This window comes from Krasilnikovia sp. MM14-A1004, from assembly GCF_047159485.1.
Classification (GTDB): Bacteria; Actinomycetota; Actinomycetes; order Mycobacteriales; family Micromonosporaceae; genus Actinoplanes.
Map to the genome: position 1 here is coordinate 5,814,597 of NZ_AP038773.1, position 15,626 is coordinate 5,830,222.

At 71.7% G+C, this 15,626-nt stretch carries 12 protein-coding genes; 2 read left to right on the forward strand and 10 right to left on the reverse strand.

Annotated features, from left to right (window positions below):
• Positions 1–51 precede the first annotated feature (51 nt).
• Positions 52–2,940, reverse strand: coding sequence for a preprotein translocase subunit SecA (gene secA / locus ACMCNN_RS25015; protein ID WP_412742952.1), 2,889 nt, complete (start codon positions 2,938–2,940; stop codon positions 52–54).
• Between the two features lie 160 nt (positions 2,941–3,100).
• Here secA and ACMCNN_RS25020 point away from each other — a divergent pair, with 160 nt between their 5' ends.
• Both ACMCNN_RS25020 and ACMCNN_RS25025 read left to right on the forward strand, forming a co-directional pair.
• Positions 3,101–4,312 carry a GNAT family N-acetyltransferase gene (locus ACMCNN_RS25020; protein ID WP_412742953.1) on the forward strand — a complete coding sequence of 404 codons (1,212 nt, stop codon included), beginning with the start codon at positions 3,101–3,103 and terminating at the stop codon, positions 4,310–4,312.
• A complete protein-coding gene (locus ACMCNN_RS25025) occupies positions 4,309–5,442 on the forward strand; it encodes a GNAT family N-acetyltransferase (RefSeq protein WP_412742954.1) in 1,134 nt (377 codons plus the stop codon). Before ACMCNN_RS25020 ends, ACMCNN_RS25025 begins: the two co-directional genes overlap by 4 nt.
• Before the next feature lie 75 nt (positions 5,443–5,517).
• Here the strand turns inward: ACMCNN_RS25025 and hpf are convergent, their stop codons facing one another.
• The 9 genes from hpf to ACMCNN_RS25070 all read right to left on the reverse strand — a co-directional run bounded on the left by hpf (position 5,518) and on the right by ACMCNN_RS25070 (position 15,615).
• Positions 5,518–6,120 (reverse strand): ribosome hibernation-promoting factor, HPF/YfiA family, encoded by a 603-nt coding sequence (gene hpf, locus ACMCNN_RS25030; protein WP_412742955.1) that lies wholly within the window; start codon positions 6,118–6,120, stop codon positions 5,518–5,520.
• A gap of 220 nt (positions 6,121–6,340) precedes the next feature.
• Positions 6,341–7,204, reverse strand: a complete 864-nt coding sequence (locus tag ACMCNN_RS25035) for a ComF family protein (RefSeq protein WP_412742956.1) — start codon at positions 7,202–7,204, stop codon at positions 6,341–6,343.
• A 17-nt stretch (positions 7,205–7,221) separates the two neighbouring features.
• Positions 7,222–9,051 carry an LpqB family beta-propeller domain-containing protein gene (locus ACMCNN_RS25040; RefSeq protein ID WP_412742957.1) on the reverse strand — a complete coding sequence of 610 codons (1,830 nt, stop codon included), beginning with the start codon at positions 9,049–9,051 and terminating at the stop codon, positions 7,222–7,224.
• Entirely contained in the window at positions 9,048–10,841 is a 1,794-nt protein-coding gene (gene mtrB, locus ACMCNN_RS25045) for an MtrAB system histidine kinase MtrB (RefSeq protein ID WP_412747261.1), read from the reverse strand. The genes ACMCNN_RS25040 and mtrB overlap by 4 nt, the downstream gene beginning before the upstream one ends.
• 150 nt (positions 10,842–10,991) lie before the next feature.
• A complete protein-coding gene (mtrA, locus tag ACMCNN_RS25050) occupies positions 10,992–11,681 on the reverse strand; it encodes an MtrAB system response regulator MtrA (RefSeq protein WP_412739320.1) in 690 nt (229 codons plus the stop codon).
• 67 nt (positions 11,682–11,748) lie between these two features.
• On the reverse strand, positions 11,749–13,035 hold the full coding sequence (efeB, locus tag ACMCNN_RS25055; protein WP_412742958.1) for an iron uptake transporter deferrochelatase/peroxidase subunit: 1,287 nt from the start codon (positions 13,033–13,035) through the stop codon (positions 11,749–11,751).
• Positions 13,036–13,044: 9 nt separating this feature from the next.
• Positions 13,045–14,181: an iron uptake system protein EfeO gene (gene efeO, locus ACMCNN_RS25060; RefSeq protein ID WP_412742959.1), complete on the reverse strand. Its 1,137-nt coding sequence runs from the start codon at positions 14,179–14,181 to the stop codon at positions 13,045–13,047.
• A gap of 15 nt (positions 14,182–14,196) precedes the next feature.
• A complete protein-coding gene (gene efeU / locus ACMCNN_RS25065) occupies positions 14,197–15,228 on the reverse strand; it encodes an iron uptake transporter permease EfeU (RefSeq protein WP_412742960.1) in 1,032 nt (343 codons plus the stop codon).
• A 165-nt stretch (positions 15,229–15,393) separates the two neighbouring features.
• Complete coding sequence (locus ACMCNN_RS25070; protein ID WP_412742961.1) at positions 15,394–15,615, reverse strand: DUF397 domain-containing protein; 222 nt, start codon at positions 15,613–15,615, stop codon at positions 15,394–15,396.
• Positions 15,616–15,626 lie beyond the last annotated feature (11 nt).

Here is a 15,626-nt window from a genome sequence, read left to right on the forward strand (position 1 = left end):
ACGGCGACGGCCCGCAGGTTTCCCCTGCGGGCCGTCGATTCAGCCGAGCGGTCAGACGGCGCCCGGGGCGCCGTGGCAGCGCTTGTACTTCTTGCCCGAACCGCAGTAGCAGGGCGCGTTGCGCGACGGGCCGCTGCTGGCCTGGGACTGGCCCGCGCTCCGGGCGCTGCGGGCGGCCGCGGTGTGCGCGGGGCTCGCGGGCACCGGCGAGCCGCCGATCCCCAGCGCCGGGGCACTCTCCTCCTGGATCACCGGCGTGCCGGCGCCGGCCTCTCCGTCGATGGCGGGCGAGGTGTACTGCAGGTGCTGCGGGCGGTTACCCCCGCCGAGACCCTTGGCCCGTACCTCGACCTGCCCGTCGCCCTCGGCGGCAGCGCTGCCCGGCAGCGGTACGGCCTGGCTCGGGTCCACCGTGACCGTCGGCTGCTCCTCTACCTGAACCTCCAGGTTGAACAGGAAGCCGACCGCCTCCTCCTTGATGCCGTCCATCATCTGCGCGAACATGTCGAAGCCCTCGCGCTGGTACTCGACCACCGGGTCGCGCTGGGCGTACGCCCGCAGGCTGATGCCCTCCTGCAGGTAGTCCATCTCGTACAGGTGCTCGCGCCACTTGCGGTCGATGACCGCCAGCAGGACCTGGCGCTCCAGCTCGCGCACCGCCTCGGGGCCGAGTTCCTCCTCGCGCGCGTCGTACGCACGGGAGGCGTCCTCCTTGAGCCGCGCGACGAGGAACTCCGCGTCCAGGGTGTGGCGCTCGCCGCCGGACTCCTCGACGATGTCCTCGATGGTGACGCCCACCGGGTACAGCCGCTTGAGGTTGGTCCACAGCTGGTCGAGGTCCCAGTCCTCGGCGTAGCCCTCGGAGGTCGCGGCGGTGACGTAGTCGGCGACCGTGTCGTCGATCATGTGCCGGGCCTGGTCGTGCATGTCCTCGCCGTTGAGCACGCGCAGGCGCTCGGCGTAGATGACCTGGCGCTGCTTGTTCATGACCTCGTCGTACTTGAGGACGTTCTTGCGGATCTCCGCGTTCTGCGCCTCGATCTGGGTCTGCGCGCTGCGGATCTGCCGGGTGACCATCTTCGACTCGATGGGCACGTCCTCGGGGATGTTGAACCGCTCCATCACGGCCTCGACCGCACCGGCCCGGAACCGCTTCATGAGGTCGTCCTGCAGGGACAGGTAGAAGCGGGACTCGCCGGGGTCGCCCTGGCGGCCGGAGCGGCCGCGCAGCTGGTTGTCGATGCGCCGGGAGTCGTGCCGCTCCGTGCCCAGGACGTACAGGCCGCCTGCCGCCGTCACCTCGGCGGCCTCCGCCTCGCACGCTTCCTTCCAGGCGGGCATGACCTCCTCGAGGGCCTTCGCGTACTCCTCGGGGCTCTCCACCGGGTCCAGGCCGCGCTGGTGCAGCTCGGAGGAGGCCAGGAACTCGGGGTTGCCGCCGAGCAGGATGTCGGTACCGCGACCGGCCATGTTGGTGGCGACCGTGACGGCGCCCTTGCGGCCCGCCTGGGCGATGATCGTCGCCTCCTGGGCGTGGAACTTCGCGTTCAGCACGCTGTGCGGGATGCCGCGGCGGCGCAGCAGCTGCGACAGGATCTCGGAGTTCTCCACCGACACCGTGCCCACCAGTACGGGCTGGCCGGTGCCGTGCCGCTCGGCGATGTCCTCGACGACCGCGGTGAACTTGGCCTTCTCGGTCTTGTAGATGACGTCCGGGTGGTCGATGCGGACCATCGGGCGGTGGGTCGGGATGGTCACCACGCCGACCTTGTAGACCTTGTTGAACTCGCCGGCCTCGGTCTGCGCCGTACCGGTCATGCCGCCCAGCTTGTCGTAGAGGCGGAAGTAGTTCTGCAGGGTGATCGTGGCCAGGGTCTGGTTCTCCTGCTTGACCTCGACACCCTCCTTGGCCTCGATGGCCTGGTGCATGCCCTCGTTGTAGCGGCGCCCGTGCAGGATGCGGCCGGTGAACTCGTCGACGATCAGGACTTCGCCCTCTTGGGTGACGATGTAGTCCTTGTCGCGCTTGTACAGCTCCTTGGCCTTGATCGCGTTGTTGAGGTAGCCGACCAGCGGGGTGTTCACCGACTCGTACAGGTTGTCGATGCCGAGGCGGTCCTCGACGCGGGCCACGCCCTGCTCGGAGATCGCGACCGTCCGCTTGGCCTCGTCGACCTCGTAGTCGCCGCTGCCCTCCTTGCCCTTCTCCAGGCGCTTGACGATCGAGGCGAACTCGCCGTACCAGCGGGCGGAGTGCTCGGCGGGGCCGGAGATGATCAGCGGGGTACGGGCCTCGTCGATGAGGATGGAGTCCACCTCGTCGACGATCGCGAAGTTGTGGCCCCGCTGCACCAGTTCGTCCCGCGACCATGCCATGTTGTCACGCAGGTAGTCGAAGCCGAACTCGTTGTTCGTCCCGTACGTGATGTCGCACTGGTATGCGGCGCGGTGCTCCGCGGCGGGCCGGTTCGGCAGGATCACGCCGACCGTCAGCCCGAGGAAGACGTGCACCCGGCCGACCCACTCGGCGTCGCGCTGTGCCAGGTAGTCGTTCACCGTGATGATGTGCACGCCCTTGCCGGACAGCGCGTTCAGATATGCCGGGAAGACGCCGGTCAGGGTCTTGCCCTCACCGGTCTTCATCTCCGGGATGTTGCCGAAATGCAGGGCGGCCGCACCCATGATCTGTACGTCGTACGCCCGCTGGCCGAGCACCCGGCGGGCGCCCTCACGGGCCGTCGCGAACGCCTCCGGCAACAGCGAGTCCAGCGACTCCCCGTCGGCGTAGCGCTGCTTGAACTGCTCCGTCAGCTCACGCAGCTCGTCGTCGCTCAGGTCGACGTAGTCGTCCTCGATCGAGTTGACGGCGTCCGCGATCGCCTTGAGCCGGCGCACCATGCGTCCTTCACCGGCACGGAGGACCTTTTCCAATATCGACACGGGCCAACTCTCCCTAGACCAGTCTGCGCCCCCATCGTAGGCACCTCCCGCCGCGGTCTGTGACCCGAGCCTCCCGTTAACCGTGCAAACATGGCGAAACACGGCCGCTCGTTCGCTGACAGCGCACATCGGCGCCCGGAGCGTCCGGCAGGATGGCCGGGTGGCCCCGTTCGAGCTGCGCGCCGGCGATCTGCTGGTGCGCCCGTTCCACGCCTCGGACGCCGCCGAGCTGGTTCGCGCCCGCGACGACGCGGAGATCTCCCGCTGGGCGAACAGCTCGCCGGTGCCGTACACCCTGCGTGACGCGCGGGAGTTCATCGACGCCGCCGCCGCGGGGCTGGCCGACGGCCGGGCGTACGGCGGTGCCGTCACCACCGCCGCGACCGGTGAGCTGGTCGGGTCGGTGGTTCTGCACAGCGTCGACCAGCAGGCCCGTACCGCGGAGATCGGCTACTGGACGGCGCCGTGGGCACGGGGACGCCGGGTCACCGAGCGGGCCGGGCGGGCGCTGCTGGACTTCGGGTTTCACCGCCCGGGGCTGGCCCGCGTCGACTGGCGCGCCGGGGTCGGCAACCACGCCTCCCGGCTGACCGGCCTGCGGCTCGGGTTCACCGTGGCGGGTGTCGTCCCGGCGCACCGGCGCCCGCGCGACGGCGCCCGGGTCGACGAGTGGTTCGGCTGGCTGCTGCCCGGGCAGCTCACCCCGCCCGGCTGGGAGGTGCCGGACTGGGTACGGCGCACCGCGTACACCTTCGGCCGCCCGCCGCCGACGCTGCCGGCGGGGCCGGTCACGCTGCGTCCCCCCGCCGAGCGGGATCTGCCGGGGCTGGCGCTGGCGCTGGCGGACCCCGAGTCGATCCGCTGGTTCGGCGGTCCGTACCGGCCCACCGATCCCTCACCGCCGGCTCGGGCGTGGTCCACGCACGGCCCGCCGGACCCCGGGGCGGAGGCGCGGCTTGCCGCGTACGTGCGTACTGATGTGCCGGGGCTGTGGGCGCGGGGCGAGGAAGCCGTCTTCGTCGTCGCGGACCGCGACGACGACTGTGCCGGCTCGATCGATGTCCGGGTGCGCTGCGGCGACCCGGCCGTGGGCGAAATCGGCTGCGTCATCGCGCCGGGCGCCCGGCGCCGCGGCTACGCCACCGAAGCGCTGCGTGCCGTGTCCGCGTGGGGTTTCGCCGCGCTCGGCCTGCGCCGCCTCGAATGGCGCGCCGAGGTCGACAATCCGGGCTCTCGGCGGGTCGCCGAGAAAGCAGGCTTCACCATCGAAGGGATCGCCCGCGCGGGGCTGGGCCGCGACGACGGCCGCCGCGACTGCTGGGTGGGCGCGCTCCTGCCGGACACGACGACGCGGAAGAGAGGCGCCGCATGATTGTGCCGACCATCGAGGGGGACGGCGTACGGCTGCGGATCTACCGCCCGGACGACCTGCCCGCAGTCGTGGCGGGTTACGCGGACCCCCTCACGCAGCGGTTCATGCCGTCGCTCCCGGCGCCCTTCGAGCGCCAGCACGGCGAGTTCTTCCTCCGCGAGGCGGTGCCGGAGGCCTTCGCGCTGGGCGGCTGCGCGTACGCGATCACCGACCCGGCCACGGACCGGGTGCTCGGCGGGGTGGGCCTGGAACGGGTGGTGGCCGCCCGGCGGCAGGCCGAACTGGGCTACTGGGTCGCGCCGCACGCCCGTGGCCACGGGGTGGCGACCGCGGCGGTACGGGCCCTGACCAGCCACGCGTTCGCGGCCGGAGTGGCGCGGCTGGAACTGCTCACCCATTGGGAGAACGCGGCGAGTCAGCGGGTGGCGCTGGCGACCGGGTTCCGCCGCGAGGGCGTACGCCGCGGTGCCGTCCCCCACCGCGACGGCGGGCGCGACGACCTGCTGGCGTACGGGCGGCTGGCCGATGATCCGCCCGGCCCGGGCCTGCGGCTGCTGCCCGACCTGCCCGGCGGCGAACTCACCGACGGCGTGGTCACGCTGCGCCCGTTGACCGCCGACGACATCGCCTTCTACACCGAGCTGTACGCGCTGCCGGACGTGGTGGCCACCAGGGTGCCACCGGTGCCCCCCGACCCGGAGGAGATCCGCCGCTCGTGCGCCCGGGCCGAGGCGCACTGGCTCCACGGCGACCGCGCCGACCTGGTGGTGGTCGAGGCCGCCAGCGGCAGCCCGGCCGGCAACCTCGGACTCTTCTACCAGGAGCCCGCGACCGGTCAGGCGATGATCGGCTACAGCATGCTGCCCGCGTTCCGTGGGCGCGGGCACCTGACCCGGGCCGTGCAGCTGCTGGCGTTGTGGGCGTTCGCGGAGACCGGCATCGCGCGGCTGATCGCGGGGACCCTGCCGGACAACATTGGTTCCCAGCGGGTGCTGGAGAAGGCCGGCTTCCAGCGCGAGGCGTTCCTGCGCTCGCGGCTGCCCGGCGTGGACGGCCGCCGCAGCGATGACGTTCAGTTCGCGTTGCTGGCGCAGGACCTGGTCCGCAACGCGGCAGGCCCCGACCGGTGACCTGCCCGCGACACCGCTGGGGCAACGGACGGCCGGCGCACGGGCGTTCGGCTCGCGCACCGGCCGCGGGGCCGCCTAGGGCGTGGACTCCAGGCTGAGGATGCCGTAGTCGTACCCGTGGCGCCGGTAGACGACGCTGGGCCGGCCGCTTTCCTTGTCATGGAAGAGATAGAAGTCGTGTCCGACGAGTTCCATTTGGAACAGCGCATCGTCGACGGTCATCGGATCCGCGGGGTGTTCCTTGTGGCGGACGATGCGGTACGGGCGATTGTCGTCGTGCTCGGCCAGCGCGTCCTCACTCGCCTCGACGTCCGGTAGATCGGTGGGCAGACCCGCCGTGGCGGCGGACACCGAGACGGGGGCGCGGCGGCCGCGATGCACGCGGCGGCGATCGGCGGCACGCCGGAGCCGAGCGTCGAGCTTGTTGATCGCTACGTCCAAGGCGGCGTAGAAGTCCTTGGCGGTCGCCTCGGCCCGAATGACCGGGCCGCGGGTCACCACGGTGATCTCAACGCGCTGGCAGTTGTCGGATTGCCGTGGATTGCGCTCATGGAACAGCTCTACGTCGGTCCGGATCAACTTGTGGTCGTAGCGTTCGACCTTGCTCAGCTTGTCACTGACGTGCACCCGGTAATGGTCCGGAACCTCTACGTTGCGGCCCTTGACGACAATGTCCACTCGTGACCTCCCCCAACGTTTCGTTCTGTGGGCGCCCGGCGGTTCCCGGAGGCGCCGTACTGCGACGCGGTGTGGCTTCGGCGATGCCGGTTCACGGGGAATCCGGCAGGGGCCGGGCCATTGGCGGGAAGACGACTCCTTTCCGAAGCGGCAGGTCGGTCTCGCGACGCCGGCTTCCGGTGGTGGGTAAGTCGTGGCACTTACCCTCGTCATCAAGACGCTAACGTGCGGATGCGCCCCAGTCACCCCTCGTTCGGGGAAGCGCTTCAGGACTTTGGGCCCGGATCACGACCGGCCGGTGCGAGCTCCGGCCGCTGCCCCGGTCCGCCCGGCGCAGCTGCGTCGCGGCCAGCACCGCAGCGCCCGCAACCTGCATGTTCGCCTCCGTGAGCCGAGTTGCCACCGCGGCGAGCGTGGCGCCCGTGGTGACGATGTCGTCCACCACCACCAGCGTGCCTCTCATCGTCGATCGCCGCTGCGAAATGCCGATCCGGGTCCCCTTGATTCGCAGCGAACTCTCAGCCACGGCCGCCCGGGCGGCCGCATCCAGATCCGCCGAGTCGGGGCGGGGCGCGGCCCGCAACGGCCGGGCGAGTTCCGCGTGCCAACCGGCGGCGCGCAGGCGGCGTACCGCGTGCCCGGCCAGGCGCGCCAGGTGGTCCCCGTGCCGGCGGCGGGCGGCGGCCGCGGTCGACGGGACCGGCACGAGCAGCAGCGGCGTCCCGGTCGCGGCGCCGGCGCGAACCGCCGCGGCCGCGACGGCGCCCGCCAGCAGGGCGCCGAGCGGTCGGGCCAGGCGGTGCCGGCCCTTTTCCTTGTACGCCAACAGCACGCCGCGCAGGGGCCCGGCGTACGGCCCGACCGCGGTGCACGGCGGCATGCCCCGCGGCGGTGGCACGGGCACGGCCGGATACGGGGTCAGCACTTCCAGCGCGACGACGCAGTCCGCGCAGGTGCCGAGCCGCAACGGCACCCGCTCGGCGCCGCACCCGGCGCATGCAGAGGGCAGCACCAGATCGGCCAGCCCGGCCAGCAGCTCCCCCGCGGCCGACGCGCGGCCGACGGGGCGGTCAGGCGGGGGCACGGTGGCCGGTGGGCACGTCAGTTGAGGAAGAACGGGGCGGTGGGGGCGACCCCGGCGGGCGGGTTCTGCACCGGCTCGGCGAGGTTCGCCACGGTGATCTTGACCGCCTCGAACAGGGCGTCGTAGGCGACCCCGCCCTGCACGTAGTTGACCGAGTTGGAGGTGACCCGCCCGGTCGCCGGGTTCGCCGGGTAGGCGGTCAGGTAGCTGACCTCCTCCGTGCCCAGGTCCTGCAGCCGGTCGTACTCCAGGACGCCGTCGATCGACACGTCCATGATCGCCACGCGTCGGGTGTCCGCCCGGACCCCGGCCACCGCCAGCCAGCCCTCGCCGCTCCAGTCCACCGCGGTGACCTCGCGCAGCGGGGTACGGATCTGCCGCGGAGAGCTGAGCTGCAGCGCGTCTCCGCTGGTCGCCAGCACGGAGACGTAGAGCCGCCCGCCCGCCACGAAGGCGACCCGGTGCGCGTCAGGGGCGATCGCCACCGCCGTGACGGGGCCCGCGTCGACCGACACGTCGATACGCCGGGCCGGTCCGCCCGCGGTGGTGAAGGCGTACAACGCGCCACCCGCGGGGATGAGGCCGAACGCGCTGGCGGCCCGCTGGTCCGGGGTCACCGCCCAGGACGGGTGGCCGAGCGGGCCGGGCAGCGTGACCTTGCGTAGCGGAGCCTGCCCGTCGAGACGGCTGACGCCCACCTTCAGGCTCTGCTTGCCGCCGGCCTCGCCGACCACCACGGCGGCGTACGCGTCGCTGACCGAGGTGCTGATCGCCGCGGCCCGGACGTTGCGATTGTCGGCCGGGGTCAGCAGCGGGACCGGCTCGGTGGCCGCCGCGGAACCGGACAGCCGCCGGATGCGCCCGTCGAACACCACGAAGCGCTCCGGCCGGTCCGCCAGCCGGTACGCGAAGTTGCTGGCCAGGTAGTCCAGGTCGTCGGTGTAGTCGATCGGGTCGCCGTGCCCGATGCGCAATTCGAGGACCCGCGGCAGGTTCGGCCGCAGCGACCACATCAGCTGTTTGCGGAGCCGGTCCAGCGCCCGGGTGTCCTCCGCCTGCGGCAGCGCCTGATCACTGAGGTTGATCTGCAGCTTGTCGTTGCTGACCGCGGGGACGTTGCCGATCGCGGCGGTCCCCTCGGGCAGCGGGTCGACCGCGTCGGTGAGCCACGGCGCGGGACCGGCGCTGAGCCACCGGAGGATCTCGGTCGGCTGCTGCTCGCTGGGCACGCTCAGCGGCATGTAACGGACGTCCGGGACGAGGCCGCTGCGCTCGGTGTTCCAGAAGTAGATCGTCCGCTGGACGTAGAAGTTCGTGAACGCCTCGTCGCTGAGCAGCAGCTGCGGTGGCGCCTTCTGCATGAACAGCCCGGACTGGCCCGTCAGGGTGCCGACCACCAGGTGATGCTCGACGACCGGCTCGTTCGGGGTGGGTTCGAGGATGCCGTTGCGGCCCAGCACCCCGACCTGCTGCACCTTCACTGTCACGTTGTCGCTGCCCGGGTTGACCAGCGGCTTCTCGATCTGGCGGACCACGTGGATGTCGGGTGACGGCTTGAACGTGGCCGCGGTGATCGGGGCCAGGAACTTGCGGACCCGGTTCGGGGCGTCGTCGAAGACCCCGGCGGCGGCCTGGAGGTAATACTGCACGAACTGGGCCTTGTCGAGGGTGGCCTCGCGGTCGTTGCGGGTGGGTGGGACGTCGTTGCCCGACGACGTGCCGGTGGTCGGGCCCGGCCCGATCGGGAGCACGGTGCTGTTGTCCGGGATGCCGCAGCCGCCGAGCCCCAGCGCGATCAGGACCGCGCCGGCCAGCAGCAGGCGCAGGGAACGCCGGGGCCGTCTCATCCGATCACCTCGGCCGCGTCGGCCGCGACGGAACCCGCGGCCCCTGGCGCGGGCTTCTCGGCGGCGTCCACCGCTGGCGTGCCCACCCCCGGCGAAGCCACCCCGGCCTGCGCGGTCAGCGGCGTCGCTGCGTCCGGCTCGTGCACGGCAGGACCGGCGGTGATGGCGGCGGGACCGGTCGGCAGCGGGTCGCGCGGGATCAGCGGCAGCGGCGCGGCCACCAGCCGGTCGCCGGACCGTACGGGCAGGGTGAGGCGGAACTGGGCACCGTTGCCGGGGCTGCCCCACGCCTCCAGCCAGCCGCCGTGCAGCCGGGCGTCCTCGACGCTGATGGACAGGCCGAGGCCGGTGCCGCCGGTCTGCCGGGCCCGGGACGGGTCGGCACGCCAGAACCGGTTGAACACCAGCCGCTCCTCCCCCGGTTTGAGGCCCACGCCGTGGTCGCGGACGGTGACCGCCACGGCCGCGTCGTCGCAGGCGAGGGTCACCTCGACCGGCTTGCCCTCGCCGTGCTCGACGGCGTTGCCGACGAGGTTGCGCAGGATCCGCTCGACCCGGCGCGGATCCACCTCGGCGATCACGGGGGTGTCCGGCAGGCGCAGCTCGATGGTCACGCCGACCCGCTCGGCGAGCCCGGTGAGCCGCTCGGTGACCCGCTGCACGATCGGCACGAGGTCGGCGTGCTCGGCGTCCAGCGCGGCGAAGCCGGCGTCGAACCGGCTGATCTCCAGCAGGTCGGTGAGCAGGCTCTCGAACCGGTCCAGCTCCGCCTGGAGCAGCTCGGCGCTGCGGGCCACCGCCGGGTCGAACTCGTCGCGCTCGGCGAAGAGCAGGTCGGCAGCCATCCGTACGGTGGTCAGCGGGGTGCGCAGCTCGTGCGACACGTCGGAGGTGAAGCGCCGCTGCAGCCGCGACATCTCCTCCAGCCGGACGATCTGCCGCTGCAGGTTCGCCGCCATCTGGTTGAACGACGCGGCCAGCAGGGCCAGCTCGTCCTCGCCGGTGACCTTCATGCGCTGATCCAGCAGGCCGGCGGAGAGCCGCTGAGCGGTCCGCGCGGCGTCCCGGACCGGGGTCACCACCAGCCGGGTCACCAGGGCCGCGACGATCCCCAGCAGCAACACCAGGGTCAGTCCGGTGACCAGCACCGTGGTGCGGATCTGGTTGGCCGCCCGGTCCTCGGTGGTGAGCGGGACCAGGTAATACAGCTCGACGTGGCCGAAGCTGGTGGGCACCGGCGAACCGGACACCAGGAACTTCGTCTGCACCCCGGCGATCTCGGCCGTACGGATCTGCTGATACTCGCCGCCGCGCCCGGCCACCGCCTTGACCAGCTCGGGGGTGATCAGCTGCGAGGTGTCGACGTTGGTGGAGCTGACCGGCTTGAGGTCCGGGTACTCCGCGGCGCGCAGCGTGACGATGGCGCCGCCGTTCTCTGCCGGGTTGCCGTCGGCCAGGTGGTCGACCGTGGCGCGCATGGTCGAGGGCAGCTTCGGGTCGAAGACCTGGCGGTGCACGGTGAGCTGGCGGTACGCGTACTCCACCTTGGTGCGCATCTGCGCCTCGACCTCGTCCTGCGCGCGGTTGAGCAGGATCTTGGCGCTGCGATCCGCGACGAACCAGCCGAAGCCGCCGACGAGCAGGCTGGACGCGACTAGGGTGATGCTGATGACGCGGGCCTGCAGGGAGCGCCGCCACGCGCGGCGGGCGGGCGCCGCGGTGCGGCGAGCCCACCGCACCAGGGCACGCCAATAGCGCCGCACGTGCCGCAGCAGGCGGCGCACGGGCATGGGAAGCCAGGTCGGAGCGCGCATCTCGGCCAAGGTTAGCGGGTCGCCCACCCGCCCGGTGTCCGCCTGTGGACGGGGCCGTCCCGGTCTCCGCCCTACCGTCCCGCCTGTGTCTTACCTGCCGATCTTGGCCTGCCGATCTTGGGCGACCTACCCGGTGCCGGCCTTGTAGCCGACCCCGCGCACGGTCAGGATGATCTCCGGGCGCTCCGGGTCCGGCTCGATCTTGGCGCGCAGCCGCTGCACGTGCACGTTGACCAGCCGGGTGTCCGCGGCGTGCCGGTAACCCCACACCTGCTCCAGCAGCACCTCGCGGGTGAACACCTGGCGCGGCTTGCGGGCGAGCGCGACCAGCAGGTCGAATTCGAGCGGGGTCAGCTTCACCTCGTCGCCGTCGCGGGCGACCGTGTGCGCGGGCACGTCGATGGTGATCTGGTTGCCGGGCGGCCCGATCGTGAGCATCTCCGGCGCGGCGTCCTCGCCCCGGCGCAGCCGGGCCCGCATCCGGGCCACCAGTTCCTTGGGCTTGAACGGCTTCACCACGTAGTCGTCGGCGCCGGACTCCAGACCCAGCACGACGTCGACCGTGTCGCTCTTGGCGGTGAGCATGACGATCGGGATGCCCGACTCGCCCCGGATGGCCCGCGCCACGTCGATCCCGCTCATCCCGGGCAGCATGAGGTCGAGGAGGACGATGTCCGGCCGGTTCTCCCGAAAGGCGGACAGAGCGCGCTCACCGTCGGCCACGAACGAGGGCAGGAATCCTTCGCTGCGCAGCACGATGCCGAGCATCTCGGCCAGCGCGGGGTCGTCGTCGACCACCAGTACCCGGGCTCTCATGTGGTCCAATATTGCACTGCCTCTCCGGTTCCGGTGGAAGCGCCCCAGGCGATCTTGCCACCCGGACTCACGCGAAGAGGGTGCTCCCCCAGTAGTCACTGGAGCCGGTGATGCCGGGTGGACAGGCGAAGATACCGCTCGACACGTGCCGGATGTACTCGTTCATGTGGTCGTGTCGCGCGAGATTCTGCTGGATCGGAACGAAGGCGGTACGCGGGTCGCGCTGGTAGCCGATGAAGAACAGGCCCGCGTTGAGCCGGCCGAGGCCGTCGGAGCCGTCGACGAAGTTGTAGCCGCGGCGCAGCAGGCGGGCACCCGCGTTCACCGTCGGGTGGGCCAGCCGTACGTGCGAGTCGACCGCGATGACCGGCTGGCCGTCGGGCCGCTTGGCGTCGAGGTCGGGCTCGTCGAACTCGTCGGCCTTGCCCAGGGGCGCACCGCTGCCCTTGGTCCGGCCGATGATGTCCTCCTGCTCGCCGAGCGAGGTCCGGTCCCAGGTCTCGATGAGCATGCGGACCTTCCGGGTGACCACGTACGCGCCGCCGGTCATCCAGGCGGGCCCGTCGCCGGGCTGCACCCACAGGTGGTCGCGCAGCAGGTCGGTCTCCTCGGCCTTCAGGTTGGCCGTACCGTCCTTGAAGCCGAACATGTTGCGCGGGGTGGCCTGGTCCCTGGTGGTGGACGAGGTACGGCCGAAGCCCAGCTGCGACCAGCGCACCGTGACCACGCCCATCCCGATCCGGGCCAGGTTGCGGATGGCATGCACCGCCACCTGGGGGTCGTTGGCGCACGCCTGGACGCAGATGTCGCCGTCGGAGATGGCCGCCTCGATCAGATCGCCCTGGAAGTGCGGCAGGTTCACGAGTGCGGCGGGCCGCTGCGCCGCGATGCCGAAGCGGTCCTTGCCGGCGGCGTCGCGGAACAGGGTCGGCCCGAAGCCGACCGTCAGGGTCAGCCCGGACGGCGGCAGCCCGATCGCCTCGCCGGTGTCGTCCGGCGGCGCCTCCAGGATGCCGCCGACCGCACCGATCTCCCCGGCGTCGCGCCCGGCGGTCATCCGGGCCGCGGCCGCGGTCCAGTCCTTGAGCATCTGCACCAGGCGGGCGCGGTCCTTCGTGACCACGTCGAACGCCACGAAGTGCAGCCGGTCCTGGGCCGGGGTGACGATGCCGGCCTGGTGCGCCCCGGCGAAGGCGATCGCGTCCGCGGCGACGGCGCCGGCACCGGCCGCTTCCGCGTCGGACTGCCAGGTACGCACGATCGCGCCGCCGACCGCGGCCGCCCCGGCGATGCCGGCCACCCCGGCGCCCGCCAGCGCAATGGCCCGGCGGCGGCTGACGGTGCTCTCAGTCATCGGATTCCTCTACTTCTTGGCGATGACGCCGGCGATCTGGCTGATCGGCTCGGCCAGCGCGTTGATCGCGTCGGACAGGCCCTTGAGCTCGGCCTCGGTGAGCTGGTTGTGCAGCTTCCAGCCGTCGCCGACGCGGTACTTGGCCAGCTCCGCGTCCACCTTGGCGAAACCCTCGTCGATGGACTTCACGAGCTGCGGGTCGCGCTCGGCCAGCGCCGGGCGCAGCGCCGCGACGGCCGCCTTGGAACCCTCCACGTTGGCCGCGAAGTCCCACAGATCGGTGTGCGAGTACCGGTCCTCCTCGCCCGTGATCTTGCCGTTGGCGACCTCGTCGAGCAGTTCCTTCGCGCCGTTGGCGAGCTGCAGCGGGGACAGCTTCTCGGACTGCGCCTTCGCCGCGACCGCCTTGATGTCGGACACGAGCTGGTCCGCGATGGCGCCGTCCCTGCTCACGTCACCGGCGACCCAGAGGTCCTTCTCCAGCTTGTGGAAGCCGGTGAACGGCAGCTCCTTAGAAGCTCCGTCCTCCCGGCCGTCGACCTTCGGGTCGAGGTCGCCGAAGGTCTCGGCCACCGGCTCGATCCGCTCGTAGTACGTACGGGCCACCGGGTACAGCGCCTTGGCCTTGGCCACGTCGCCCGCCTTGACCGCGGCGGCGAACTCGGCCGTCTTGTCGACCAGCGCGGTGGACTGGGACTGCACGTACCGGGAGTAGTCGGTGGTGGCCCGGGCCAGCGCGGCGTCCTCGGCCAGCGGCGTGGCGGAACCGGAGACCGTCAGCGCGGTGCGGATGCCCTGGCCGACCATGCCCGGCTTGCAGGACGCCTGGTAGGTGCCGGCCGGCAGCTCGACGCGCAGCTCGCGGGAGAGGCCGGGGGTGATGTTCTCCACCTCGCCCATCACCCGGTCACCGTCCGCGTAGACGTAGAACTCGGTGACCTTGGCACCGGAGTTCGTGACCTTGAAGACCGCGGTGCCCGCGTCGAGCGTGGTGCGGGCCAGCTCGCAAGCGGAGTCGGTCGCCTTGACGGCGATCGGGCCGCCGGCCACCGGAGCGCCGTCGGACTTGTCGCCGGTGCACCCGGCCAGGGCGCCGCCGGTGAGGGTGCCGACGGCGGCGAGGGCGAGGATTCGGGTGGTGCGCATGGTGCGGGGGTTCTCCTACTGTTGCGGCGCGGGCGCCGGGGCGGACTGCGGTTGCGGCTCGGAGTGCGCAGGCAGCGCGGCGGCCGATGTCGTGGGCTCCGCGGAGGCGGCCGTCGTGCCGGGCTCCGCGGTGGCGGCGGGCGTCGTGGTCGCACCGGTCGCGGACTCCGCGTTCGCGGGCGCCGACGTTGTGGGCGCATCGGCCGCGGGGGCCGACGTCGAGGGCACACCGGGCGCCGCGGTGCGGCGCGGCCGCCAGAGGAACAGCACCAGCACGGGCACGCCGTAGGCGACCCAGGCGACGACCTCCAGCACGGTCGGCTCGGCGGTGATGTTGAACATCCCGGACAGCAGGGCGGCGTACCAGGTCGACGGGTCGAGGACGCCCGCGGCGTGGAAGGCGATGTGGTTGATGCCGGGCAGCACGCCGGACTCCTGCAGATCGTGCACGCCGTACTTGAAGATGCCGGCGGCGACCAGGATGAGCAGTGCACCGGTCCAGGTGAAGAACACCGCGAGGTTGATCCGTACGGCGGTGGCGAACAGCAGGTATCCGATGACGACGGACGTGGCGATGCCGCCGAGCAGCGCGTACAACGGGCCGCCGTTGACGTCGGCGCCCTGTACCGCGGCGTAGAAGATCATGGAGGTTTCGAGGCCCTCGCGAACGACAGCGAGGAAAGCCATGATCAGTACGGCGAACGAGCCGACCGCGAGCGCGTCGTTCAGCTTGTTGCGCAGGTCCCCGGCGATGCCCCGGGCGGCCCGGCGCATCCAGAAGATCATCCAGGTGACGAAGACGACGGCGGCGATGGAGGTGACGGCCTCGAACAGCTCGCGGTCGTCGTAGTTGCGCAGCAGCGTGGTCTGCGTGTAGCTGAGCAGCCAGCCGAACAGGACGGACAGGACGACCGCCGCGCCGACACCGAGCCAGACCTGGGGCAGGCGGTCCTTGCGCTGCGACTTCACGAGGAAGGCGATGAGGATGCTGACCACCAGGGTGGCCTCCAACCCCTCGCGCAGGCCGATGAGGTAGGTGGCGAGCATGGCACTCCGACTTCCGGGGCGTCGTCGGTCGAGGGATCGGCCGCGAGCACCTTGCTAAGGCATTCCTAACTAAGGCTCGGCATACCTTACTCGGAGTCGCGGCGCTCCCGTCAAGCAGCCCGGCTATTCACCTGATCACAGGTCGAACGGCCCCCCGGCGCCGGGTCAGTCGGCCGGGCGCAGGTCGAATTCCCCCGCCCGTACGCCACAGAGGAAGTCGGCCCAGCCTGTCGCGTCGAAGGCCAGCACCGGTCCCTCGGGATCCCGGGAATCGCGCACCAGGACCACTTCCCTCGCCCGGGCGATCTCGACACAGTGGCCGTTCGCCGCACTGCGCGCGCTCTTGCGCCAGGCGGGGGCCGTCCCGAGGTTCTGCTGCAACGCCATGCCCCTTCCGG

Coding starts and splice junctions, on each gene's coding strand:
- ACMCNN_RS25070 (WP_412742961.1), bottom strand. CDS start 15,615: ATGGCGTTGCAGCAGAACCTCGGGACGGCCCCCGCCTGGCGCAAGAGC.
- efeO (WP_412742959.1), bottom strand. CDS start 14,181: ATGCGCACCACCCGAATCCTCGCCCTCGCCGCCGTCGGCACCCTCACC.
- efeU (WP_412742960.1), bottom strand. CDS start 15,228: ATGCTCGCCACCTACCTCATCGGCCTGCGCGAGGGGTTGGAGGCCACC.
- mtrB (WP_412747261.1), bottom strand. CDS start 10,841: ATGCCCGTGCGCCGCCTGCTGCGGCACGTGCGGCGCTATTGGCGTGCC.
- mtrA (WP_412739320.1), bottom strand. CDS start 11,681: ATGAGAGCCCGGGTACTGGTGGTCGACGACGACCCCGCGCTGGCCGAG.
- efeB (WP_412742958.1), bottom strand. CDS start 13,035: ATGACTGAGAGCACCGTCAGCCGCCGCCGGGCCATTGCGCTGGCGGGC.
- ACMCNN_RS25025 (WP_412742954.1), top strand. CDS start 4,309: ATGATTGTGCCGACCATCGAGGGGGACGGCGTACGGCTGCGGATCTAC.
- ACMCNN_RS25040 (WP_412742957.1), bottom strand. CDS start 9,051: ATGAGACGGCCCCGGCGTTCCCTGCGCCTGCTGCTGGCCGGCGCGGTC.